Here is a 21,927-nt window from a genome sequence, read left to right as displayed (position 1 = left end):
GCCGATCACGCGGCTCCACTAGCGTGTCGCGGCCGCCAGTGTCTGCATGGCACTGTCGACGGCGATGTTCAGTTCGTCGGGCCCGACGCCGTCTCTGGCCTGGATCGACAGGCCGTAGAGCACAGTGCTGAAAAGCATGGCGAGCGAAGCGGTGTCGGTGCCGGGGGCGAGGTCGCCCTCGGTGACGCCACGGTCGAGCCTGGCGTGGATGTCGGCCGTGGTGCGGCGGCGGGCTTCGACCAGGAATTCGCGGACCGCGGCATTTCGGGTGGTGTAGGTCGCGCCGGCGAGGACGACCATGCAGCCGTGCGGAAGGCCGGGGTCGGTGTAGATGGGGATGTTGTCGCGCAGCATCGCCTCGATCGCGGTGTAGGCGGTGGGTTGCTCGCGCAGCGCCCTGGCCGTGTGGGACCCCTCGCTGCGGCCGTAGAGCTCGACGGCCGCGCGGAACAGGGCTTCCTTGTCGCCGAAGGCGGCGTAGAGGCTGGGGGAGTTGATACCCATGGCGGCGGTGAGGTCGCTCATCGAGGCGCCGTCGTAGCCGCGTTCCCAGAACACCTCCATCGCCCGGCGCAGCGCGACCTCACGGTCGAAGCCCCGGGGACGCCCGCGTTCTGCCATGCGAAACCTTTCTGTGCCGATCGGTAAATATACCGCGCCGAGCTGGGGTCGCGGCGCCCGCCCGCTATTTCTGTGTCGATCGATAAGAAACTCTTGACGGCTGGGTGTGGATGCGCTTGTCTATTTGTGTATCGACCACTACAAAATTGGAGCGAGCCTGATGACGAGCAGTAACCCTGATGACGAGCAGTAACACCGTGGCCCTGGTAACCGGCGCGAGCCGTGGGATCGGCGCGGCCATCGCCCGCGCACTGGCCGCCGCGGGCACCGATGTGGCGTTCACCTACCAGCGCGACGAGGTCGCCGCGAAGGCGGTCGCCGCCGACATCGAGGCGCTGGGCAGGCGGGCGCTGCCGATCAGGGCCGACAGCGCCGATGCCGCACAGGTCGTCGCCGCCGTCGAGCGGACCGCGCGCGAACTGGGTGGCCTCGATGTGCTGGTGAACAACGCGGGCATCTTCCCTGCCAAGCCCTACGAGGAGTTCACCCTCGACGAGATCGACCGCGCGCTGAACATCCACGCACGCGCCGCCTTCGTCGCGGGCCAGGCCGCGCTACCGCACCTCGGCGAGGGCGGCCGGATCATCTCCATCGGCTCCAACCTGTCCGAGCGCGCGCTCTTCGGCGGGCTGGCGCTGTACAACCTGAGCAAGTCGGCCCTCAACGGCTTCACCAAAGCCCTTGCGCGCGAACTCGGTCCGCGCGGCATCACCGTCAACCTCGTCCAGCCGGGCCCCACCGACACCGACATGAACCCGGCGGCCAGCGACCACGCCTCGACCCAACGAGAGTTCAACGCCCTCGGCCGGTTCGGTGCCGCCGCCGATGTCGCCGACCTGGTCACCTTCCTCGCCGGACCGTCCGGCCGATCGATCACCGGCGCGATCCTCACCGTGGACGGTGGCACCAACGCCTGAGCGGGGCTGACGGGCACCTGATCGTGGTGCGCGTCCACCGGCAGGCCCGCGATGTCCCGGCTCAGGAGGCGGGCACGAAGAACTGGGTCGGGTCGAGCGTGTTGATACTGGTCCAGCGCGGTTCCTGCGCGGGCAGATCGGCGTCGGTGGTGGCGTCGAAGTAGCCCTGCAATTCCAATGCCAGGCGCGGATTCTCGTCGACCTTGCGGGCGATCGTGTACAGCGTCGCGAACACGTGCACGCAGCGCGCGGTCCGTGCCGAGCAGGAGCAATCGGTGCTCACCAGGGTCGGCGCGGGGGAGTGACCCGCGTCGAGCAGGGCCCGGTGCATCTCGTCGGTGAGGACGGTCGGGTCGGTGATCGTGAGACCGATCGCGGTCACCGCCGCCCGCGACAGCGGTGCCACCTCCACATGCGCGATCGAGGCCTGACCGCCGCGATGCAGGTGCGCGCGCACGGTGCGCCCCTGTATCTCGGTGCGGACACCGTCGTTGCGGGCGATGCTGCGGGCCCGGGGCAGCAGGGGTTCCGGGCGGGTCTGGCGTAGTGGTTCGGCCAGCCGGACCCAGTCCATTCCCCATGGGGTGTATCCGAATTCGTTGTCGGCCATCAGTTCTCTCGCTTCCGGCGCAGGATGTCGACGAGGGCGTCGTCGTCGAGGCGGGCCAGCTCGGCGATGCCCGCGGTATCGGACAGGTCCGTCAGCGCGGACTTGCGGGTGTGCATCGCCGCGATGTGTTCCTCCACCGTCGTGGCACTGGTGAGGGTGGTGACGGTGACGGTGCGGGTCTGCCCGATCCGGTGCGCCCGGTCCGAAGCCTGCGCCTCCACCGCCGGATTCCACCAGCGATCGAAATGGATCACATCGGCCGCGCGGGTGAGGGTGAGGCCGGTGCCCGCGGCGCGCAGGCTCAGGATCAGCACCGGCGGTCCGTCCGGTGCCTGGAAGCGGGTGACCAGGTCGCCGCGCTGGGTGGCGTCGAGCCCGCCGTGGAAGAACGGCGCCTGGATCCCGAACTGCTCGGCCAGGTGACGCACCAGCAGGTCGCCGGTCTTGCGGTACTGGGTGAAGATCAGCGTGGGATCACCGGTGTCGAGGTTGGTGGCCACGATGTCGGTGCACAGGTCGAGTTTGCCGGAGCGGCCCGCGAGTTCGCCCAGGTCGCCGGCGACCAGTCCGGGGTGGTTGCACACCTGCTTGAGGTGGGTGAGCGCGGCGAGTACCCGTCCCTGTCGTTGCAGGCCAGAGCCGAATCCCTCGTCGATGGCCTCGGCGAGCACCGCGTCGTACACCCGTTCCTGCTCGGCGGTGAGATCGCACAGCAGATCACTGTGGATCTTCGCGGGCAGCGACGCGGCCACCTGAAGTTTCTTGCGTCCCAGGACAACCGGCTCGACCGCATCGCGCAGCCGGGCCGCCGCTGTGGCCGAACCCTCCTCGATCGGCCGGACGAACCTTCGCCGGAACTGCGTTCGATGCGCGAACAGTCGCGGCACGGTGAGGTTGAGCAGCGCGAACAGTTCGTCGAGGTGGTTCTCCACCGGCGTGCCGGTCAGCGCGACCTTCGCGTCGGCGGGCAACGCGCGCGCCGCCCGCGACACCTGGGTACGCGGATTCTTCAGCGCCTGCGCCTCGTCGAACACCACGGTCGCCCACTGCTCACCGGTCAGCCCCGCACCGTGCAGCCGCAAGGTCGGATACCCGGTCACGACGACCGTCCCCGCTCCGGCGGACACCGCACCACCACGCCACGGCACCGGCTTCGACCCCGGCGCGAACCGTTCGATCTCGTGCACCCAGTTGCCGACCAGCGAGGTCGGACACACCACCAGCTGCGGCCCGTCGGCGCGCCCCTGGAGGAACCCGATCGTCTGCACCGTCTTGCCGAGGCCCATCTCGTCGGCCAGTACGGCCCCGCCGTACGCCGAAACGGTCTCGCGCAACCACCCCACCCCACGCACCTGATACGGCCGCAGCGTGGCATCGAGAACCCCCGCCAGCTCCCCGTCCAGCGCCTGGGTCTCGCGCAACACCCGCGCCGCTCGTTCGGCGGAGACGATCGCGGTACCGACCGCATCGGGCACCGCGTGCGCGGCGGTGGGCAGTCGGGCGGGCCGCTCGTCGGTCATCAACGCGCGCCAGGCCAGCGCGGACGGGGCGAGGTCGCCGACTGTGGCGTCGGCCAGTTCGGCGGGTGTGACCACGGCGGTCGACACCTCGACGGGCTCGATCGCGCCGCGCTCACCCACGGGCAGCGCGAGGGCGAGCTGTTCCGGATCGCCGATTCCCGCCGGCGCGGCACCGGCATCGTGCCCGGTCCACGTCCACAAGGCGAACAGGTGACGGTCGGGAAGGTAGGTGGCCTCGATGGCGGGCAGAACGTTCTCCTCTGATCGGGAAGCGCGAACAACCGAACAACGTACACTGTACTGAGTTTGTTCCCGAACGCTCGGACAAGTTCCGGAGAGGACGGCTCGTGCCCGCCGACGAGGACGCGAAATCCACCGCACAGGCCACCCAGATCCTCGAATTGCTGTGGCGCCACGCCTTGCTGCCCAAGCCGGGCGCGCGCGGTCCGAAACCCGGTCTCACCGTGGACGACGTGGTCGCGGCCGGCATCGCACTGGCCGACCGCGACGGTATCGGCAAGCTGACCATCCGGGCGGTCGCCGCGGAACTCGGCCTGCGCGCGATGAGCCTCTACACCTACGTCCCCAGCAAGGACGCCCTGATCGTGCTCATGGTCGACGCCGTCGCCGCCGCGGACACCCCGATCCCGGTCGACCTGCCGGTCCGGGAACGCATGATCGCCATCGCCACCCAGATCAGGGCCGAACTGATCGAACACCCATGGCTCCTGGAAGTGTCCCCGTGGCGTCAGGTACTCGGCCCGGCCAGGATGCGCCGGTACGAACGTCAACTGGCCGCGATCGACGGCGTCGGCCTCGACGATCTGGCCATGGACCGCGCGATCGCGGTGCTCACCGACTTCGCCACCGGCAATGCCCGCCTCGCCATCGCAGCCGCCGGAGCCGCGGCGCAACTGAGTGACGCGCAGTGGTGGGAGGTCAACGGCCCCGTGCTGGCTCGGGTGATGCCCGCCGAGGAATTCCCGCTCGCCGGGCGGGTCGGCACCGCAGTCGGCGAGCACTACCAGGCCCCCGCTGACCCGGACGGTGCGTTCGGCTACGGCGTGGGCACTCTCGTCGACGGAATTCTCGCCGACGCCTGACCAGCGGCGATATCCGGATACAGCAACAGCGGGCGCCCTGTTCGGGTCGCCCGCTGCTGGGAGTTTTCGGTTGTCAGATGTGGTTGTTTCGGACGCGAGGAGTGGTCAGATCGCGGGAGCTTCGTCCGTGTTGATCACGGCTTCGAGTTCGCGCAAGCGGTCCATGTGTTCATTCGCGTGGTGCTGGCAGAAGAGCAACTCGCCACCCGCGGGAAGCACGGCACGCACTCGGGCAGCCGCCCCGCAACGATCGCAACGATCGACAGCGGTCAGTGGGGTGCTGGTCAGGGTTCCTGGCATGACTCCTCCGTCCCGGCTCCCGGCGCTGCGTGGCCGTTCGCCTAGGTGTGGGCCTCGTGGTCACTCCACGCGGCTCGCGTCCGCTACTTCCCAGCAGTGGTACGACTACTCTGTCAGACGTTCGGGGTTCAGGCTTTGTTCCCGGAAGTGAATCTTTGTGTTTTCGATAACAGACCTGCGGTTTCGCTGAAAGCGAACACCCACCGGTCGTCTGATTCGAGCACCCACCGATCACCCGCGAAGCGCTGATGCCACCTCCCACTCGATCCTGATACTCATCAATATGTCGCTCGCTGCGGTGTTGCTCGCTACGCACGGGGCGCACCACCGAACCGGGCCGATCATGTCGAGTTGTGACAGGGTCTTGACCGTCCGAACCTGTTGTCTACCCGGAGGTTACCCGTGACATCCGACACTCACACGCTTGTTCACCTGTGTTCTTCCCAAGAATGGGAACAAGCCCGCGGCGCGGGCGAGCGCAGGCCGCCGTCGCTGGCCGACGCGGGCTTCGTCCATCTGTCCACCCCGGAGCAGGTCCACCTGCCCGCCAACCGGCTCTTCGCCGGGCGCGCCGACATGGTCGTGCTGTGGCTGGACCCGGCGGCGTTCACCGGCGAGGTGAAGTGGGAGCCGGGTGTGCCGAGCGACCCGTCGTCGATGCTCTTCCCGCACCTCTACGCCCCGCTGCCGGTCGCTGCGGTGCTCGCCGCGCAGCCGTACCTGCCCGGCCCCGACGGCGTGTTCACCACACCGCGCCGGGACGGAGTGGCGTAGACCACAATCGATGCCGGGCGCGGCTACTGTTGATGAGGTGAACGTCGACGTCACAGCGCTACCGGGCATCGGAGTGCGCAAGGATTTCGAAGTCAGGTCGGGGCGCCGCGTCGGGGTGGTCGCCCACCGCGACGGTGACATCGATCTGATCGTGTCCAAACCCGACGACCCGGACGCCATCGCGGCGCAGGTGCCGCTGTCCACCGACGAGGCGTCGGTGCTGGCGAACCTGCTCGGCGCACCGCAACTGGTCGCCAAACTCAACGACGACCACCGCGATCTGCCGGGCATCACCACCCGCCAGCTCGCCATCGTCGACGAATCACCCTATGCGGGACGAACCCTCGGCGAGACGGGCATGCGCACCCGCACCAAGACCTCGATCGTCGCGGTGATGCGCGCCGGTCAGCTCCACCCCTCACCCGGCCCGGATTTCACCTTCACCGAGGGTGATCTGCTCGTGGTCGTCGGCACCCCGGACGGCCTGGAAGCGGCCGCGAAGATTCTCATGCACGGCTGAGCGCCGTGACCTCGCAGGCCTTGGCGCTGCTCGAGCTCGGCGTGATCTTGTTCGCGCTGGGGATCTGCGGGCGAGTGGCAGGCCGGTTCGGGATGTCACCGATTCCGCTGTATCTGCTCGGCGGGCTGGCGTTCGGTCGCGGCGGGTTCTTCGAACTGGACGCCGCCACCGAGTTCGGGCACATAGCGAGCGAGATCGGCGTCGTGCTGCTGCTGTTGCTGCTCGGGCTCGAGTACACCGCCCCCGAGCTGATGACCGGCCTGCGGCGCTCGTGGGCGGCCGGAGTGCTCGACCTGGTGGCCAACGCGCTCCCCGGCGTCGCGGTGGCGCTGATCCTGGGCTGGGGTGTGGTCGGCGCCGTAGTGCTCGGCGGGGTCACCTACATCTCGTCATCGGGGATCGTGGCCAAGGTACTCGACGATCTGGGTCGCCTCGGTAACCGTGAGACCCCGGTGGTGCTGTCGATCCTGGTGCTCGAAGACCTCGCGATGGCGGTGTACCTGCCGATCCTGACCATGATGCTGGCGGGGCTGAGCCTGCTGAGCGGACTGATCTCGCTGGCGATCGCGCTCGCGACCATCACGGTGGTGCTCGTGGTCGCGCTGCGTTTCGGTCGGGTGGTCTCGGCGGTGCTCGACAGCGCCGATCGCGAAGTGTTCCTGCTCCAGCTGCTCGGCGCCGCACTGCTCGTGGCCGGCCTGGCCTCGGCGCTCAATGTCTCGGCCGCGGTCGGCGCGTTCCTGCTCGGCATCGCCATCTCGGGGTCCACCGCGCACGAGGCGGCGAAACTGCTGGAGCCGCTGCGTGATCTGTTCGCCGCGATCTTCTTCGTCGCGTTCGGCCTGTCGATCGACCCGGCCGCGATCCCGCCGGTATTCGGCTGGGCGGTCGCGCTGGCGGTGGTGACCACCGGCACCAAGATCGCGGTCGGCTGGTGGGCGGCGAGCAGGCAGGGAATCCGGCGGATGGGTCGCGCGCGGGCGGGCGCGGCGCTGGTGGCGCGCGGCGAATTCTCCATCGTCATCGCCGGATTGGCGGTCGCCTACGGCAAGGCCGATGTGAAACTGGCCGCGCTGGCCTCGGCCTATGTGCTGCTGATGGCGATCCTCGGGCCGATCGCGGCGCGCGTGGTCGAGCCGGTGGTCGAATTCGCCAGGCGCCGTTCGGATGTCGCGACGAGCTGATCAGTCGACGACGCGACGCGGCCAGGCGCCTGCACCGTCGTAACTCAGTTCCTCGGTGCGGTACTCCTGCTGTGCGGGCGGCGCGAACTGCGCGACCGGCGGTGTGGGCCTGACCCGTCGCGGCCGCGGACGGTGCCGGGAGGTGAGCCACATGCGCGGTAGCGCTTCCTCGTTCTCGATCTCGGTGAGGCTCACACTGATCAACACGAGCATGGTGACGATGCTGCTCACCCCGATCAGCGGAGCCAGCAGTTCCATCGCCTCGGCGCCCGTCGCGGGCGCGGTCTGATGCCCGGTGTGGGCGTGCATCGACGCCATCCCGGTGTAGTGCATGCCGCACACGGCCACGCCCATGATCAGCGCAGCACCCACGGTGGCGAGAAAACCCTTGACGCGCAACGTGAACCACAGCGCCACGATCGAAGCCACCACCGCGATCACCATCGACAGTGCCACGATCGCCGGGTCGTATTTCACGGTCGCGCTGGACTTCATCGCGTACATGCCGGTGTAGTGCATGGTCCCGACACCGAGGCCGGTGATGGTGCCACCGGCGAGCAACGAGCGCAGAGTCGGCTGCGGCTTGTTGACCATGAACAGCCCGATCCCGACCACCACCATCGCGGTGATCGCGCTGCACAGCGTCAACGGGATGTCGTAGCGAATGTCGGCGCCGCGGATGGTGAAGCCCAGCATGGCGATGAAATGCATGACCCAGATGCCGGTTCCGCCGATCGCGATCGCGGCGCCGATGAGCCAGCCGACCCGTCCCTCGGCGGCATTGCGACCCCGAGCCGCGCACTGGAGCCCGAGCAGACAGCCCGTGACAGACATGAAGTAGGCGAGAACAGGGGTGATCCAGCCGTAGCTGAAGTGATAAATGTCGAGCACGCGCGAAAAACCCTCAATGCCGATACCGCAGACCTGAGGCGGTAGAACGAAAAACTGAACGTGACAATACGGTGAAGATCGCCAATCCGTGTCCTCCACAGTGCAATCCGGCAGTGTGGGGTTGATCACGAAACGATCACCCGTCCGTGAATTGGATAAACAGACCGCTGGGAATGTAGCGATCGAAACGAAAACGAGGCCCGTACCACCGAATCGGTGGTACGGGCCTCGTTTTTCGTAGAACCGTTAGTCGAGGTAGTCGCGCAGAACCTGCGAACGGCTCGGGTGGCGCAGCTTGCTCATCGTCTTCGACTCGATCTGGCGGATACGCTCACGCGTGACGCCGTAGACCTGGCCGATCTCGTCGAGGGTGCGCGGCTGACCGTCGGTGAGGCCGAAGCGCAACCGCACCACGCCCGCCTCACGCTCGGACAGCGTCTCCAACACCGACTGCAGCTGATCCTGCAGCAGGGTGAAGCTCACCGCGTCGACCGCGACGACCGCCTCGGAATCCTCGATGAAGTCACCGAGCTGGCTGTCGCCCTCGTCGCCGATGGTCTGGTCCAGCGAGATGGGCTCACGCGCGTACTGCTGGATCTCCAGCACCTTCTCCGGCGTGATGTCCATTTCCTTGGCGAGCTCCTCCGGCGTGGGCTCACGGCCCAGGTCCTGGAGCAGCTCGCGCTGGATGCGGCCGAGCTTGTTGATCACTTCGACCATGTGCACCGGGATACGGATGGTGCGGGCCTGATCGGCCATGGCGCGGGTGATGGCCTGACGGATCCACCACGTCGCGTAGGTCGAGAACTTGTAACCCTTGGTGTAGTCGAACTTCTCGACCGCGCGGATCAGACCGAGGTTGCCCTCCTGGATGAGATCCAGGAACGCCATGCCACGACCGGTGTAGCGCTTGGCCAGCGAGACCACCAGGCGCAGGTTGGCCTCGAGCAGGTGGTTCTTGGCCCGGTTGCCGTCGCGCACGATCCAGTTGAAGTCGCGGCGTGTCGTCACCGAGAGCTTCTCGCCCGCCTCGGCGAACTCGCGCATCTTCTCCGCGGCGAACAGACCGGCCTCGATCCGCTTGGCGAGTTCGACCTCCTCTTCCGCGTTGAGCAGCGCGACCTTGCCGATCTGCTTGAGGTAGGCGCGCACCGAGTCGGCGGAGGCGGTGAGCTCGGCGTCCTTGCGTGCTTGACGCAGCGCTTCGGACTCCTCCTCGTCCCAGACGAAATCACCGGAAGCCTTGTCCTTCTCGGACGGCTCCGCGGTCTCGGCGACATCGGCGGTTTCCTCGGCGACGTCTTCGACGACGACTTCCTCGCCGACGAGTTCGTCCTCGGCGACTTCGAGATCACCGAGATCGTCGACTTCGACCGACTCGTCGTCGAGCTGCTCCTCACCGCCCTCGCCCGAGGTCGCCTTCTTCGCGGCGGTCTTCTTGGCCGGAGCCTTCTTGGCGGCAGCCTTCTTCGCCGGCGCCTTCTTGGCTACGGCCTTCTTCGCCGGGGCCTTTTTGGCGGCGGCCTTTTTGGCCGGCGCTTTCTTGGCCGGGGTTACGGCGTCGTCGGCATCGGCGTCGGAGGCCGAGTCGGCGGTCTGACGGGTATTCGTGGCTACCACGTACGCCCTTTCGTGACGGTCTCGTGCGGCGTCACGCCAGAGTGGTTTTCCGGCGGAGCGGTCGGTCGGGTTGCACCGGCGATGCGTCGGCCGGGGGAAGTCGGCGCTCGTTCACCGACCTTCTCGCGACCGGCCGCGGCCGGAAGGTTTCACCGGCTCACCGCCGGACGTGTTCCATTGTAACGATCCAACCAGGGTACTCATGGCACGATGCCACCCAGGCGTTGCGTCGCAGGCCGCACCGGGCTACGGCGCGATGCCCGCATCGATGGCCATCGCCGCGCCGACGATACCCGCGGTGTTCTTCAATACGGCCGGAATCACGGGAGTTCGGTTGGTGAGCAAGGGAATCCACTGTTCGTGATCGCGGCTGATGCCGCCACCCGCCACGATCACCTTCGGCCAGAACAGGTCCTCGATGTGACGCAACACGCGACTCACCCGGTGCGCCCACTCGGGGTAGGTGAGCTCCTCGTTGTCCTTGACCGAGGCCGCGGCCAGATCCTCGGCGTCGACGCCCTCGATCTCGAGATGACCGAGTTCGGAGTTGGGCACCAGCACGCCGTTGTAGAGCAGCGCGGAGCCGATGCCGGTGCCGAAGGTGAGCAGCAGGGTCAGCCCGTCGAGGTCGCGCGCGGTGCCGTAGGCGTCCTCGGCCAGGCCCGCGGCGTCGGCGTCGTTGAGCACGGTGACGGCTCGCCCGCCCAGTGCCTCGGCGAACAACGCGCGGGCGTCGGTGCCGATCCAGGCCTGGTCGATGTTGGCCGCGGTTCTGGCGTGGCCGTCGAGCACCACACACGGCATGGTGATGCCGACCGGGCCTTCCCAGCCCGCCTGCGCGACCAGCTGGGCGACCGCCGCGGCGACGGCCGCGGGCGTCGACGGCTGCGGGGTCGCGATCTTGATGCGGTCATGGGTGAGCAGGCCGGTGGCCAGATCGACCTCGGCGCCCTTCACGCCGCTGCCGCCGATATCGATCCCGAATGCGTGCCCCCGAGTGGACATGGTTCAACCCCTTGCTGACGCGGTCGATGTGCCTGACAGACACCAGCAAGCAGAGTAGCGGTAGTCACCTCTCGCGCGAGGCGCCACGACATGTGATGCGATGGAGAGGTGCCCGAATACACCGAGCCCGAGACTTCGACCGCCCCCCTCACATCCGCCGATTACGAGCAGTTGCGGCGCCTCGCCGTCGAGCTCGCCGAAGCGGCCGCCGCGCATGTGCGCGCCCGCAGGCCCGAGGTGTTCGCCGACGGCGGACCCGTGGCGGGCGCCGTGACCACCAAGGGGCACGTCACCGATCCGGTCACCATCGTCGACACCGAATCCGAACAGCTGATCCGTGGGCTGCTCGCCGAGCGCAGGCCCGGCGACGCGATTCTGGGGGAGGAGGGCGGCGGCGATGTCGGCGCCACCGCGCCGGGCACCGTCACCTGGGTCGTCGACCCGATCGACGGCACCGTGAACTTCCTCTACGGGCTGCCCGGCTACGCCGTCTCGGTCGGTGCGGTGGTCGATGGCAAGCCCGTGGCGGGCGCCGTGGTCGATGTGGCCGCCGCGACCACCTACAGCGCCGCACTGGGCGCTGGATCGCACGCTGTGCGCCCGGACGGCACCCGTGTGACACTTCGGTGCAGTAGTGAGGATTCGCTCTCGGTGGCCCTGGTAGCCACCGGCTTCGCCTACGGCAGCGCGCGCCGTGCCCGCCAGGCGCAGCTGCTCACCGAGATCCTCCCGCGGATTCGCGACATCCGCCGCCTCGGCGCCGCCGCCATGGACCTGTGCCATGTCGCCTCGGGCAGGCTGGAGGCCTACTACGAGCACGGCCTCAACGCCTGGGACTGGGCCGCGGGCGCCCTCATCGCCGCCGAAGCGGGCGCGGTCGTCCACGTCCCCCCGGTCACCGTCGGTGGTGCCGCGGGCGAACTGACGGTCGTCGCCGCCCCCGGCATCGCGAAGGACCTCGACGGGCTCCTCGACCGTGTCGGCGCGCCGACGGCCCTACCGGACTAACTCAGCACTTGACTTCGCGCGCGGCGTCGAGGAGGTCGGGGTCGATCGAGGACGAGCTGGCTCCGGGAGCCAGGTTCTTCAGCGACCGGAGCACCGCCTCGGCGTCGGCACCGGGGCGCAGCGACTCGCCGAACGCTTGCCCGAGGACCAGATCGACGGTGTCGTCGGTGCGCGGATCCTCGATCAGCTCGGCGCAGGGCGCGATCAGCTGCACCGAGGCGGCCGCCGGTCGACCGTTCACACCGAACCGGATCTGACCGGTGCAGGTGAGGTCGCCGCTGACATAGACCGGATCGTTACCGACCTGTGTCCCCGGCGCGCCCGCGAAGCCGAGGTCGGCCAGCGCCGCGCCGATGTTGCCCGCCTGGCCGCTCTTGCCGTTGGCGTTGAACACCCGCACCCGCGACTCCGACAGGGCCGCCGGGTCGACCTCCGCGAGTCGCGTCGGACCCACCCGGGTACCCAGTGCCGCGGGCTTCGGTGCGTTGGTGGCCGTCGGCGTGCTCGGCGCGTTGCACGCCATCGGTTCGTTGCTCTCGTCACGGGTTCGGAACGCCGTGATCCAGACGAACAGGCTCACCAGAGCCAGCACGAGGACCAGCGCGAGCCAGAGCTCGGGCCGCCGCCGCGGAAAGGGTTTGCCGTCGCGATCAGTCGCGCTGCCTTCGGTGATCAGTGAAACCACGCGCTCACTCTACGAGTCCCACGGCCGTGCGCGAGTCCGGGAGGTCTCGGCGAGTTTCCCGGCAGGTGACGATTCGTCGTCGGTTTCGGCTCGGCGGGGGTTTGATTGCGACTTTCGCCCATTGGTCCGCTATTGTCTGGCCGCCCAGATCGAATATTTACCGGTGAAACGGTGGTCGGTCGCGGGAACAACAAGGGCATGTCCTGCGTTTACCGAACGCTGTCGGAGTAGATCGCTAGCCGATCGAACCTGATAGACGACCGGTGCACGTGTGAGGTGCACCACCGGCGGGGCGGTACGAACGCCGGACCCCTGCGGGGTTACGGCAATCGACTGATCCGGGATATACGGAGTAAGGACTGAGGGGAAGACGACATGGCAACCGACTATGACGCACCGCGGCGCACCGAATCCGACGAGGTGTCGGAGGATTCGCTCGAGGAGCTGAAGGCGCGCCGCAACGAGGCGCAGTCCGCCGTCGTGGACATCGACGAATCCGATACAGCGGAATCGTTCGAGCTTCCCGGCGCGGATTTGTCCGACGAGGTACTCAGCGTTCGGGTGGTCCCGAAGCAGGCTGACGAGTTCACCTGCTCGAGCTGTTTCCTCGTGCATCACCGCAGCCGACTGGCCACCGAGAAGGGTGGCCAGCTGATCTGCATGGACTGCGCGCTCTAGAGGCAGGCGATGCGCGGCACCTTGCGGGCGAACTGATCCGCACGGGCTGCGCAGTCTGATCCGGTACGGATCAGCGAGGAAGGGTCAGCCCGCGCTCGGGAGTCCGAGCGCGGCCAAGACCCGGTCCGGCCTACGCGTACTGACCAACCAGTACGGCGTCGGATCGTCCGGGTCGTCCAGTACCAGCAATGCCATCGTGCCGATCCAGGCCCGATGCTGCACATAGGCGGCGGGGTCGAGTTGCCGGCCCAGCGCCGCGCTCTTGGCCGTCGGCGCGACGGCCGCGGCACGCGCGACGAAGCTCACCGGCAGGTGGGCACGGTCGACGCGCAGTTCCGCCGTACCGTCGTCGGCCACGGTGACCTCGAGGCGATGCCTGCTCATCCACAACAGAATCCAGACCGGGACCGGCGCCAGCAGCACATACGGCAGCCAGGCCCGCAGTCCCGGCGCGCCCATGTGGATCTCGGCCGCGAGCAGGCCCGCGATCGCGAAGCCGACGGGCCACCACCACAGCGGCACCCACAGGCGCTCGGAGTAGGGCGACGGACCCTGCGCGCTCGGCGCGCGGTGGTCGGTGTCTGCGGTCGCGGTCGTCGGGGAATCGGGCTGGTCGGGCACCCCTCAACACTAGGTCACCGCACCAGGGCTGCGACGAGAAGGTCCGGCCTCGACCGCGTAGTCTCGACCGATGTGAACGCACTTGCACCGATTCCGCTGCGGCGGCTCGATCCCGGCATCCCTGTGCCGACGCGTGCCCATCCGGGTGACGCGGGCGTCGACCTCTGTACCACCGAGGATGTGATCATCGAACCGGGCGAGCGGGTGCTGGTCGGCACCGGGATCGCGATCGCGTTGCCGATGGGCACGGTCGGCTTGATCCATCCCCGTTCGGGCCTGGCCGCGAAGGCCGGTCTGTCGGTGGTCAATACGCCCGGCACGGTCGACGCGGGCTACCGCGGTGAGATCAAGGTGTGCCTGATCAACCACGACCCACGCACCGCCATCGAGCTGCGACGCGGTGACCGCATCGCGCAGTTGCTGGTGCAGCGGGTCGAGCTGGTCGATTTCGCCGAGGTCGACGATCTCGACGACACCGCCCGTGGCACCGGCGGATACGGGTCGAGCGGCGGGCATGCCAGCCTGGCCGGCAAGGAGGCGTGATGGGTCTGTTCGGAAAGAAGAAGCGCGCGCGCGACGACGATGCCGACTACGTCGAGTACGACGAGGTCGAGTACGACGAGGCGGACTACGACCTGGACGCGGACTCCGACGAGTACGACACCGACGAGTTCCAGCGCCCCGACTTCGCGCGCCTCGACTTCGACGACGCGCCGACCGATGAGCGCATCTACGGCAACTTCGACCACGCCCCCGATGCCGCCGCGGGCCCCTACGACATCAGCGAGGTCTCCGACGAAGCGATCGCGCGGCGCCTCGACCTGGGTTCGGTGCTCATTCCGGTGCCCCAGGGCGGGCAGTTGCAGGTGGAGATGAGCCCCGACGGCACCCCGCAGGCGGTGCACCTGGCCACCGAGCACGGCAGGCTCACCGTCGCCGCCTACGCCGCGCCGAAGTCGGCGGGCCAGTGGCGCACGGTCGCCGCGGATCTGGCCGAGTCGCTGCGCGGTGACGGCGCGAGCGTGGCCGTCGAGAAGGGCCCGTGGGGTCGTGAGGTCAAGGCGATCACCGAGGGCGCCGACCTGCGCTTCATCGGCGTCGACGGTCCGCGCTGGATGATCCGTCTGGTCGCCGCCGGTCCCAAGGGTGCCGTCGACGACCGCAGCCCGCTGATCACCGCCGCCCGCGCGGTCCTGGCCGACGCCGTGGTCCGCCGCGGCACCGACCCCCTGCCCGTGCGCGACCCGCTCCCGGTGGTCCTGCCGCAGGAACTGGCCGAACAGCTGGCCGCTGCCCATCAGCAGCAGGTCCAGGCCCAGCAGGACGCCCTGGAGGCACAGGCGGCCGCCGCGGCCGCCCCGCCGCCCTCGGCCCTCCCGCCGAAGCTGCCGGACGAGCCGCGTCGAGGCGCGGACGGTTCGGCCATGCAACAACTGGGCCTGAACTAGGGGCTGCGCCGCCTCTCCGCGACTTTTGCCGGTCGTGGGGAGGCGGTTCAGCTACTTGCCGGGCCGGCGGTTTTGGTCGGGTGGCGTGTTGGACGTGCCCGGCGAGTTACCCATGTACTCGCGAAATCAGTTGTCCTGCAAGGCTGTTCGTTGTCTGTGTGGTCGCTGGGAGCAACGCGCTCAACTCTGCGAATCCGGCATGCCCGAGTATTGCCGGGTCGGCGCCCAGCTCGGTGAGTGTCACTCGATGCAGTCGGGCCGACGGCAATGTTGCCGCCCATTCCTCGGCGACAGCGATCGGGTGCACCGGGTCGTCGCTCGCGCCGACCACCGCGACCGGCACATCGTTGGCGGCCAACGCTGCCAGCGACGGCCACGCATACCCCGCGGCCTCGTCCAGCGCCGCGGGCAGATGCGGCCACTGCCCACGCCACGACTGGGTCAGCGCGTCGGCCAGCCACGGCGGGCTCGACGCCCGCATCCGCTCGATCACTGCCTCCAAGCCGTCGGCTCGTAGTTGCTCGGCGGTAACCGATGCGCTCAATGCGGCTGGGCACGCGGCGGTTTCGGCACCGGTCCAGGCGGGTAATGCTGTGATGACACCGACTACCGCGGTACGGTGCTCGGCTGCCCAGTCGAGCGCGATCGCGGCGCCGAGGGAGATGCCCGCGGCCAGGACCGGACCGCGCTCCGCGGCAGCGTCCAAAGCCGCGGTACAGCTCCCGATCACGGCCTGCGGGTCCGGTTCGACGGCGTGGAAAGCGAGTCCGCGCGCATGGGCGGCAGGCCCGAACGCGCGGGCCGCGAAATCGGCGTCGGAGCCGGTCCCCGGCAGGGCGACCACGGTGACCTGGGGTGGGGTGCACAACACCGACCGAGCGTAGCGGCCGGGCGTTTGCCCATCTACAGTGGCGGTGTACGGCCAACTAGCGGGAGAAGCGTGACATGTCGTCATCCACGGGCGGACACAAGTCGGGATCGGGTCCGGACTCGGGATATTTTCGTCGACTCGGTCGTCGTCTCACCGCCGATATCGATCAGCTCGACGCCGAGGAATTGGCCGAGACTGTCGATGCCTCCGGTGCCCGGCGGGCCAAGGATTGCTGTCGCGGTGAAGAGGCGACGATTCTGGGCAGGCTCCGCAGTGTCGAGGCGTGTCCGAAGGCGGCCGGTGCCACCGTGCAGGCCGAGTTCTTCGACGGCACCGACGCCATCACCCTGGTGTGGATCGGGCGCAGGCGCATTCCCGGTATCGAACCGGGCAGGCGCATTCTGGTCCGTGGCCGCGTCGGCGACCGCGACGGCCGTAAGGTGATCTTCAACCCCTACTACGAATTGCGCGGGAACAGCTGACGTATGCCCTCCAGCGACGAGTACCGCCACGCCGCGGACCCCGAAGCCACCGTGGCGTTGCCCGTGGTCACCGATGAATCGGTGGACCCGGATATCGACACCGAGGTCGGCAAGGCCGAACAGACCTTGCTCGAACAGCTCGGCGGTTTCAGCGGCCTGATCTATTCCACCCTCCCCGTTCTGGTCTTCGTCCCGGTGAACACCTTCGCGGGCCTCACCGTGGCCATCTGGGCCGCCCTCGGCGTCGCCGCCGCCATCCTCATCTGGCGGCTGGTACAGCGCAGCCCGATCCAGCCGGCGATCTCCGGCTTCCTCGGCGTCGGTGTGTGCGCGCTCATCGCCCAGCGAGTGGGAGAGGCCAAGGGCTTCTTCCTGTTCGGCATCTACACCAGCCTGGTGTACGCGGGCGTGTTCGCGTTGTCGATCCTGCTGCGCAGACCGCTCGTCGGGGTGATCTGGGGCGCGCTCAACGGGCACGGTCACCGCTGGCGCACCGACAAGCGCATCCGCAAGCTCTACGACCTGGCAACGGGCGTCTGGGTGGTCGTGTTCGGTGCCCGCTACCTGGTGCAGTCGCAGCTCTACGACACCGACCACACCACCTGGCTGGCCGTGGCGCGCATCGGCATGGGCTGGCCGCTCACCGCGATCGCGCTGGTGGTCACCGTCTGGGCGGTGCGACGCGCCGGACATCTGCCTGCCGAGAAAGCTGACAAGCCCGGCGCCGGAACGGAATCCGTGTCCGCGTAAGGGTGGGTGGCGCGCCGCCGGAGGGGGGAAGTACCCACCCTGGGGTGCCTGGTCGCGACCGCCTGTTCGTCGCACGATCAATGCGTACCGAAAAATACGCGATGATCGTGAGAGGACCGGCGACCATGATGGCAACCGAGCACCGAAATGAGCGACCGGCCACCGCGGCCCGCCGCGACGCCGCCGCCAAGACGCCGGCACCGGTGCTGTCGGAGAGCAAGCGCATCGGCGCCGAACTCGACGCGCTGATCGGCCCGGCCGCCCGCGGTGACCGCGACGCCGTCGCGGAGATCCTGCGCCTGGTGCACCCGCTGGTTCGCCGGTACTGCTCGGCGCGGATGGGCACCACCGGCCATCTCACCGTCACCGCCGACGATGTCACCCAGGAAGTCCTGATCGCCACCGTCACCGCCATCCCGCGCTACCGCGATCAGGGCAAGTCGTTCTTGGCCTTCGTCTACGGTATCGCCGCCAACAAGGTCTCCGACGCCTTCCGCCGCGGCAAGCACACCGCCTACCCGACGGCCGACCTGCCCGACACCGCGAGCGCGTCGGCGGGACCGGAGGACTGGGTGCTCGCCTTCGAACGCCGCGCCGCCACCCACGAACTGATGAAGGTGCTCGCCCCGAATCACCGCGAGGTGCTGGTGATGCGGATCGTGCTCGGCTGGAGCGCGGCCCAGACCGCCGAGGCCATCGGCACCAGCCCGGGCGTGGTCCGGGTGATGCAGCACCGCGCGCTCAACAAGCTGCGCGCGGAACTGAAAGTGGCGTAAGGACTTACGGCCGCACGCCGTGCGTCGCCAGGGTCAGCCGCAGATCCTCTTCGGCTTCCACCGAGGTGACGAACAGCAGTTCGTCGTCGCCCTCGAACGGATCGTCGGGTTGCGGCACGATCACCCGGCCACCGCGCAGGATCGTCACCAGCGCGGTGTCGCGCGGCATCGACAGCGTGCGCACCGGCTTGCCCGCCAGCTGGGTATCGGTGGGCAGGGTGATCTCGACCAGGTTGGCCTGTCCCTGACGCAGCGTCATCAGCCGCACCAGATCACCCACCGACACGGCCTCCTCGACGAGCGAGGCGAGCAGCCGTGGCGTCGAGACCGCCACATCGACGCCCCACGACTCGTTGAACAGCCATTCGTTGCGTGGATCGTTGACCCGCGCCACCACCCGGCGCACCCCGAACTCGGTCTTGGCGAGCAGGGCGTGCACCAGATTCGCCTTGTCGTCACCGGTGGCCGCGATCACCACCTCGTAGGTCTCGAGATCGGCGTTCTCCAGCAGCGACAGCTCGCAGGCGTCGGCGTGGACCCAGACGGCGTCGGGGATGGCGTCCTGGTCGATGTGGTCGAGCTGGCGTTCGAGCAGCATCACCCGATGCCCCCCGCGTAGCAGTTCCCTGGCGATCGAGCGCCCGACCGCGCCCGCTCCGGCGATGGCGACCTTCATGTGTTCAGTCCTCGCTCACGGGGGGCTTGGCGGCCAGTGCGATCGCCTCGCCGACAGTGCCGGACGTGGCCGCGACGTAGACGACGTCGTCGGCCTGGACGATCGTCTTGGATTCGGGAAGCAGGCCCTGGCCGAAGCGCAGGATGAACGCCACCCGCACCTGCAGTTCGCGTTCCAGATCGCGCACCGTGCGGCCGGACCAGTCCTCGTGCAGGGTCAGCTGGGTCACCGCGACCGCGCCGGTGGGGTCGCGCCAGGTGGTGGTCGAGTTGTCGCCGATGAGGGTGCGCAGGAACCGGTCGGTGGTCCACGGCACGGTCGCGATGGTCGGGATGCCGAGTCGCTCGTACACCTCGGCGCGTTTGGCGTCGTAGATGCGAGCTACGACACGTTCGACACCGAACATCTCCCTGGCCACCCTGGCCGAGATGATGTTGGAGTTGTCACCGGAGCTCACCGCGGCGAACGCGTCGGCGCGCTCGATTCCCGCGCGGGTCAACACCTCGCGGTCGAAACCGACGCCGATCACCTGCTCGCCGGTGAAGCCCTCACCGAGGCGGCGGAACGCGGTGGGATCGCGGTCGATGACCGTGACCTCGTGACCCACCCGGGTCAGCGCACGCGCCAGTGACGAGCCGACGCGCCCGCACCCCATGATCACTACGTACACCGTGCACCCTCGTTCCTGGCCTACCCGTGGCGTCCGGCAAGGACCGTACCCGCCGGATGCTCCCATCGCCCATTTTCCCCGCGCCGACGCGGTACAAACAATCCAGACATCGCCGTGACGCCGATGAACGTGCGCGCGAAGGTGCTGGTGAACTCCTCTATGCTCAGCCCGGTGTCCAAGTTGACGACGGCAGCCAAGCGTGTGCTGCTCGGCAGGCCGTTCCGTAGCGATACGCTCGGCCACACGCTGTTGCCCAAGCGTATCGCTCTTCCGGTGTTCGCCTCCGATGCGATGTCGTCGGTCGCCTATGCCCCGGAGGAAATCTTCCTGGTGCTGTCGGCGGCGGGCATCTCGGCCTATGTGTACGCGCCGTGGGTCGGTCTCGCGGTGGTCTTCGTGATGGCGGTAGTGGTCGCCAGTTATCGGCAGAACGTGCACGCCTACCCTTCCGGCGGCGGTGATTACGAGGTCGCGACCAAGAACATCGGCCCCAACGCGGGCTTGACGGTCGGCAGCGCGCTGCTCGTGGACTATGTGCTCACGGTGGCGGTGTCGGTCTCGTCGGCCGCGTCCAACATCGGGTCCGCCATTCCCTTCGTCGCCACCCACAAGGTGTTGTTCGCCGTGGTGGCGATCGTGATCCTCACCGCGATGAACCTGCGCGGGGTGCGCGAGTCGGGGTCGGCGTTCGCGGTTCCGGTGTACGCCTTCATCTTCGGCATGCTCGGGATGCTCGCGTGGGGCCTGTTCCGGGTCTACGTCCTCGGAGACGACGTCCAGGCCGCGTCTGCCGGGTTCGGTCTCGAGGCCGAGAACGAACACCTCTACGGCATCGCTTTCGCCTTCCTGATCGCCCGCGCCTTCTCCTCCGGCTGCGCCGCGCTGACCGGTGTGGAGGCCATCAGCAACGGTGTGCCCGCCTTCCGGAAACCCAAGTCCCGCAATGCCGCGACCACGCTGCTGTTGCTCGGCTCGATCTCGGTGATGTTGCTGATGGGCATCATCATCCTGGCCCAGAAGATCGGTGTCGTCTACGCTCACGACCCCGGGCATCTGGTCGGCGCGCCTGATGACTACCACCAGAAGACCTTGATCGCCCAGATCGCCGAGACCGTGTTCCAGGGCTTCCCGATCGGCTTCTTCTTCATCACCATCGTCACCGCGCTGATCCTCGTGCTGGCGGCCAATACGGCGTTCAACGGTTTCCCGGTGCTCGGTTCGATCCTCGCGCAGGACCGCTATCTGCCCCGCCAGCTGCACACGCGCGGCGACCGGCTGGCGTTCTCCAACGGCATCCTCTTCCTGTCGGGTGCGGCCATCGCCTTCGTGGTGTTCTTCAGCGCCGACGTGACCAGGCTCATCCAGCTCTACATCGTCGGCGTCTTCGTCTCGTTCGTGCTGAGCCAGACGGGCATGCTGCGGCACTGGACGCGCCTGCTGCGCACCGAGACCGATCCGGCGGTGCGCTCGCGGATGAAGCGGTCACGGGTGATCAACGGGATCGGTCTCACCGCGACCGGCACCGTGCTGGTGATCGTGCTGCTCACCAAGTTCTTCGCGGGCGCCTATATCGCGATCCTGGTGATGGTGGCGATCTTCGTCGTGATGAAGCTGATCCGTAAGCACTACGACTCGGTCTCGCGCGAACTCGACGAATCCGACTGGGACGGTGTGCTGCCCAGCCGCACCCACTCCCTCGTGCTGGTCTCCAAACTGCACCTGCCGACCCGCCGGGCGCTGGCCTACGCGCGTGCCACGCGGCCGGACACCCTGGAGGCAGTGACGGTGAACGTCGACGACGCCGACACCCGCAAACTGGTGCGCGAATGGGAGAACAGCGAGATCAACGTCCCGCTGAAGGTGATCGAATCGCCGTACCGCGAGGTCACCAAGCCGGTGCTCGACTACGTCAAGCGTGTGCGCAAGAACGCACCGCGCGACGTGGTCACCGTGTTCATCCCCGAATATGTGGTCGGCCACTGGTGGGAGCAGGTACTGCACAATCAGTCCGCGTTGCGGTTGAAGGGCCGGTTGCTGTTCGAGCCCGGTGTGATGGTGACGAGCGTGCCGTGGCAGCTCAGTTCCTCCGCCCGCGCCAAGCAGACAGCAGATGTGAACGCACCGGGATCGGTGCGCCGAGGTTTCGAACGACCAGGAGGTCGCGAATGAGCGGCGCGCCGGTCGAGGGTGAGAGTGG

The 21,927-nt window shown here is 68.3% G+C and carries 25 protein-coding genes; 13 read left to right on the top strand and 12 right to left on the bottom strand.

Annotated features, from left to right (window positions below; translation table 11 throughout):
• Nucleotides 1-18 precede the first annotated feature (18 nt).
• Nucleotides 19-621, bottom strand: coding sequence for a TetR/AcrR family transcriptional regulator (locus tag ACFWPK_RS12635; RefSeq protein ID WP_378914866.1), 603 nt, complete (start codon nt 619-621; stop codon nt 19-21).
• A gap of 179 nt (nt 622-800) precedes the next feature.
• Between ACFWPK_RS12635 and ACFWPK_RS12630 the strand changes: the two genes are divergently transcribed.
• On the top strand, nt 801-1,538 hold the full coding sequence (locus ACFWPK_RS12630; RefSeq protein WP_378914864.1) for an SDR family NAD(P)-dependent oxidoreductase: 738 nt from the start codon (nt 801-803) through the stop codon (nt 1,536-1,538).
• A 61-nt stretch (nt 1,539-1,599) separates the two neighbouring features.
• Here the strand turns inward: ACFWPK_RS12630 and ACFWPK_RS12625 are convergent, their stop codons facing one another.
• A complete protein-coding gene (locus ACFWPK_RS12625) occupies nt 1,600-2,148 on the bottom strand; it encodes a hypothetical protein (protein ID WP_378914862.1) in 549 nt (182 codons plus the stop codon).
• Nucleotides 2,148-3,878: a DEAD/DEAH box helicase gene (locus ACFWPK_RS12620; RefSeq protein ID WP_378914904.1), complete on the bottom strand. Its 1,731-nt coding sequence runs from the start codon at nt 3,876-3,878 to the stop codon at nt 2,148-2,150. Before ACFWPK_RS12620 ends, ACFWPK_RS12625 begins: the two co-directional genes overlap by 1 nt.
• Before the next feature lie 137 nt (nt 3,879-4,015).
• Between ACFWPK_RS12620 and ACFWPK_RS12615 the strand changes: the two genes are divergently transcribed.
• On the top strand, nt 4,016-4,771 hold the full coding sequence (locus tag ACFWPK_RS12615; RefSeq protein ID WP_378914860.1) for a TetR/AcrR family transcriptional regulator: 756 nt from the start codon (nt 4,016-4,018) through the stop codon (nt 4,769-4,771).
• Nucleotides 4,772-4,876: 105 nt separating this feature from the next.
• Here the strand turns inward: ACFWPK_RS12615 and ACFWPK_RS12610 are convergent, their stop codons facing one another.
• Entirely contained in the window at nt 4,877-5,071 is a 195-nt protein-coding gene (locus ACFWPK_RS12610; RefSeq protein WP_378914858.1) for a hypothetical protein, read from the bottom strand.
• A gap of 402 nt (nt 5,072-5,473) precedes the next feature.
• On the opposite strand from ACFWPK_RS12610, the gene ACFWPK_RS12605 reads away from it, so the two are divergent.
• Genes ACFWPK_RS12605 through ACFWPK_RS12595 form a run of 3 tightly spaced genes read left to right on the top strand, consistent with a single transcriptional unit; the run spans nt 5,474 to nt 7,549 of the window.
• Nucleotides 5,474-5,845, top strand: coding sequence for a DUF952 domain-containing protein (locus ACFWPK_RS12605; protein ID WP_378914856.1), 372 nt, complete (start codon nt 5,474-5,476; stop codon nt 5,843-5,845).
• 37 nt (nt 5,846-5,882) lie between these two features.
• A complete protein-coding gene (locus ACFWPK_RS12600) occupies nt 5,883-6,365 on the top strand; it encodes a cation:proton antiporter regulatory subunit (protein WP_378914854.1) in 483 nt (160 codons plus the stop codon).
• Nucleotides 6,366-6,370: 5 nt separating this feature from the next.
• Complete coding sequence (locus ACFWPK_RS12595) at nt 6,371-7,549, top strand: cation:proton antiporter (protein ID WP_378914852.1); 1,179 nt, start codon at nt 6,371-6,373, stop codon at nt 7,547-7,549.
• On the opposite strand, the gene ACFWPK_RS12590 is transcribed toward ACFWPK_RS12595, so the two are convergent.
• The 3 genes from ACFWPK_RS12590 to ppgK form a co-directional block, all read right to left on the bottom strand.
• Nucleotides 7,550-8,440, bottom strand: coding sequence for an MHYT domain-containing protein (locus ACFWPK_RS12590; RefSeq protein WP_378914850.1), 891 nt, complete (start codon nt 8,438-8,440; stop codon nt 7,550-7,552).
• Nucleotides 8,441-8,686: 246 nt separating this feature from the next.
• Nucleotides 8,687-10,060 carry an RNA polymerase sigma factor gene (locus ACFWPK_RS12585; RefSeq protein ID WP_358187302.1) on the bottom strand — a complete coding sequence of 458 codons (1,374 nt, stop codon included), beginning with the start codon at nt 10,058-10,060 and terminating at the stop codon, nt 8,687-8,689.
• A 246-nt stretch (nt 10,061-10,306) separates the two neighbouring features.
• Nucleotides 10,307-11,065: a polyphosphate--glucose phosphotransferase gene (gene ppgK / locus ACFWPK_RS12580; RefSeq protein WP_378914847.1), complete on the bottom strand. Its 759-nt coding sequence runs from the start codon at nt 11,063-11,065 to the stop codon at nt 10,307-10,309.
• A 108-nt stretch (nt 11,066-11,173) separates the two neighbouring features.
• Between ppgK and ACFWPK_RS12575 the strand changes: the two genes are divergently transcribed.
• Entirely contained in the window at nt 11,174-12,073 is a 900-nt protein-coding gene (locus ACFWPK_RS12575) for an inositol monophosphatase family protein (protein ID WP_378914846.1), read from the top strand.
• 1 nt (nt 12,074) lies between these two features.
• Here the strand turns inward: ACFWPK_RS12575 and cei are convergent, their stop codons facing one another.
• Nucleotides 12,075-12,758 carry an envelope integrity protein Cei gene (gene cei / locus ACFWPK_RS12570; protein ID WP_378914844.1) on the bottom strand — a complete coding sequence of 228 codons (684 nt, stop codon included), beginning with the start codon at nt 12,756-12,758 and terminating at the stop codon, nt 12,075-12,077.
• Nucleotides 12,759-13,133: 375 nt separating this feature from the next.
• Between cei and ACFWPK_RS12565 the strand changes: the two genes are divergently transcribed.
• The gene (locus tag ACFWPK_RS12565; protein WP_056811237.1) at nt 13,134-13,436 is read left to right on the top strand and encodes a DUF4193 domain-containing protein; all 303 of its coding nucleotides are present in this window, start codon (nt 13,134-13,136) and stop codon (nt 13,434-13,436) included.
• A gap of 84 nt (nt 13,437-13,520) precedes the next feature.
• On the opposite strand, the gene ACFWPK_RS12560 is transcribed toward ACFWPK_RS12565, so the two are convergent.
• The gene (locus tag ACFWPK_RS12560; protein ID WP_378914842.1) at nt 13,521-14,057 is read right to left on the bottom strand and encodes a DUF3093 domain-containing protein; all 537 of its coding nucleotides are present in this window, start codon (nt 14,055-14,057) and stop codon (nt 13,521-13,523) included.
• A gap of 72 nt (nt 14,058-14,129) precedes the next feature.
• Between ACFWPK_RS12560 and dut the strand changes: the two genes are divergently transcribed.
• Both dut and ACFWPK_RS12550 read left to right on the top strand, forming a co-directional pair.
• Nucleotides 14,130-14,600, top strand: coding sequence for a dUTP diphosphatase (gene dut / locus ACFWPK_RS12555; protein WP_266290988.1), 471 nt, complete (start codon nt 14,130-14,132; stop codon nt 14,598-14,600).
• A 5-nt stretch (nt 14,601-14,605) separates the two neighbouring features.
• Nucleotides 14,606-15,505, top strand: a complete 900-nt coding sequence (locus tag ACFWPK_RS12550; protein WP_378914902.1) for a DUF3710 domain-containing protein — start codon at nt 14,606-14,608, stop codon at nt 15,503-15,505.
• A 106-nt stretch (nt 15,506-15,611) separates the two neighbouring features.
• On the opposite strand, the gene ACFWPK_RS12545 is transcribed toward ACFWPK_RS12550, so the two are convergent.
• Nucleotides 15,612-16,376 carry an alpha/beta fold hydrolase gene (locus ACFWPK_RS12545; RefSeq protein ID WP_378914840.1) on the bottom strand — a complete coding sequence of 255 codons (765 nt, stop codon included), beginning with the start codon at nt 16,374-16,376 and terminating at the stop codon, nt 15,612-15,614.
• Between the two features lie 74 nt (nt 16,377-16,450).
• On the opposite strand from ACFWPK_RS12545, the gene ACFWPK_RS12540 reads away from it, so the two are divergent.
• The 3 genes from ACFWPK_RS12540 (at nt 16,451) to ACFWPK_RS12530 (ending at nt 18,384) form a co-directional block, all read left to right on the top strand.
• Complete coding sequence (locus ACFWPK_RS12540) at nt 16,451-16,858, top strand: OB-fold nucleic acid binding domain-containing protein (protein WP_101466671.1); 408 nt, start codon at nt 16,451-16,453, stop codon at nt 16,856-16,858.
• A gap of 3 nt (nt 16,859-16,861) precedes the next feature.
• Complete coding sequence (locus ACFWPK_RS12535; protein ID WP_378914838.1) at nt 16,862-17,608, top strand: DUF3159 domain-containing protein; 747 nt, start codon at nt 16,862-16,864, stop codon at nt 17,606-17,608.
• 128 nt (nt 17,609-17,736) lie between these two features.
• The gene (locus ACFWPK_RS12530) at nt 17,737-18,384 is read left to right on the top strand and encodes a sigma-70 family RNA polymerase sigma factor (RefSeq protein ID WP_378914900.1); all 648 of its coding nucleotides are present in this window, start codon (nt 17,737-17,739) and stop codon (nt 18,382-18,384) included.
• 4 nt (nt 18,385-18,388) lie between these two features.
• Here the strand turns inward: ACFWPK_RS12530 and ACFWPK_RS12525 are convergent, their stop codons facing one another.
• Together ACFWPK_RS12525 and ACFWPK_RS12520 are read right to left on the bottom strand one after the other, a co-directional pair.
• Complete coding sequence (locus tag ACFWPK_RS12525; protein ID WP_378914836.1) at nt 18,389-19,060, bottom strand: potassium channel family protein; 672 nt, start codon at nt 19,058-19,060, stop codon at nt 18,389-18,391.
• A gap of 4 nt (nt 19,061-19,064) precedes the next feature.
• Nucleotides 19,065-19,730, bottom strand: a complete 666-nt coding sequence (locus ACFWPK_RS12520) for a potassium channel family protein (RefSeq protein ID WP_378914834.1) — start codon at nt 19,728-19,730, stop codon at nt 19,065-19,067.
• Nucleotides 19,731-19,901: 171 nt separating this feature from the next.
• Here ACFWPK_RS12520 and ACFWPK_RS12515 point away from each other — a divergent pair, with 171 nt between their 5' ends.
• Complete coding sequence (locus ACFWPK_RS12515; RefSeq protein WP_378914832.1) at nt 19,902-21,899, top strand: APC family permease; 1,998 nt, start codon at nt 19,902-19,904, stop codon at nt 21,897-21,899.
• The last annotated feature ends 28 nt before the right edge of the window (nt 21,900-21,927 follow it).

The sequence above is a fragment of the Nocardia sp. NPDC058519 genome (genome assembly GCF_042719755.1).
GTDB lineage: Bacteria > Actinomycetota > Actinomycetes > Mycobacteriales > Mycobacteriaceae > Nocardia.
The sequence above is the reverse complement of the archived record's forward strand: the minus strand, read 5'-3'. Positions and strand labels throughout refer to the sequence as shown.

Excerpts from the sequence above, each read along its gene's own strand:
- ACFWPK_RS12635 (WP_378914866.1), bottom strand. The coding sequence starts at position 621 with ATGGCAGAACGCGGGCGTCCCCGGGGCTTCGACCGTGAGGTCGCGCTG.
- ACFWPK_RS12540 (WP_101466671.1), top strand. The coding sequence starts at position 16,451 with ATGTCGTCATCCACGGGCGGACACAAGTCGGGATCGGGTCCGGACTCG.
- ACFWPK_RS12565 (WP_056811237.1), top strand. The coding sequence starts at position 13,134 with ATGGCAACCGACTATGACGCACCGCGGCGCACCGAATCCGACGAGGTG.
- ACFWPK_RS12525 (WP_378914836.1), bottom strand. The coding sequence starts at position 19,060 with ATGAAGGTCGCCATCGCCGGAGCGGGCGCGGTCGGGCGCTCGATCGCC.
- ACFWPK_RS12625 (WP_378914862.1), bottom strand. The coding sequence starts at position 2,148 with ATGGCCGACAACGAATTCGGATACACCCCATGGGGAATGGACTGGGTC.
- ACFWPK_RS12630 (WP_378914864.1), top strand. The coding sequence starts at position 801 with ATGACGAGCAGTAACACCGTGGCCCTGGTAACCGGCGCGAGCCGTGGG.
- ACFWPK_RS12530 (WP_378914900.1), top strand. The coding sequence starts at position 17,737 with ATGGCAACCGAGCACCGAAATGAGCGACCGGCCACCGCGGCCCGCCGC.
- ACFWPK_RS12535 (WP_378914838.1), top strand. The coding sequence starts at position 16,862 with ATGCCCTCCAGCGACGAGTACCGCCACGCCGCGGACCCCGAAGCCACC.
- ACFWPK_RS12610 (WP_378914858.1), bottom strand. The coding sequence starts at position 5,071 with ATGCCAGGAACCCTGACCAGCACCCCACTGACCGCTGTCGATCGTTGC.
- ppgK (WP_378914847.1), bottom strand. The coding sequence starts at position 11,065 with ATGTCCACTCGGGGGCACGCATTCGGGATCGATATCGGCGGCAGCGGC.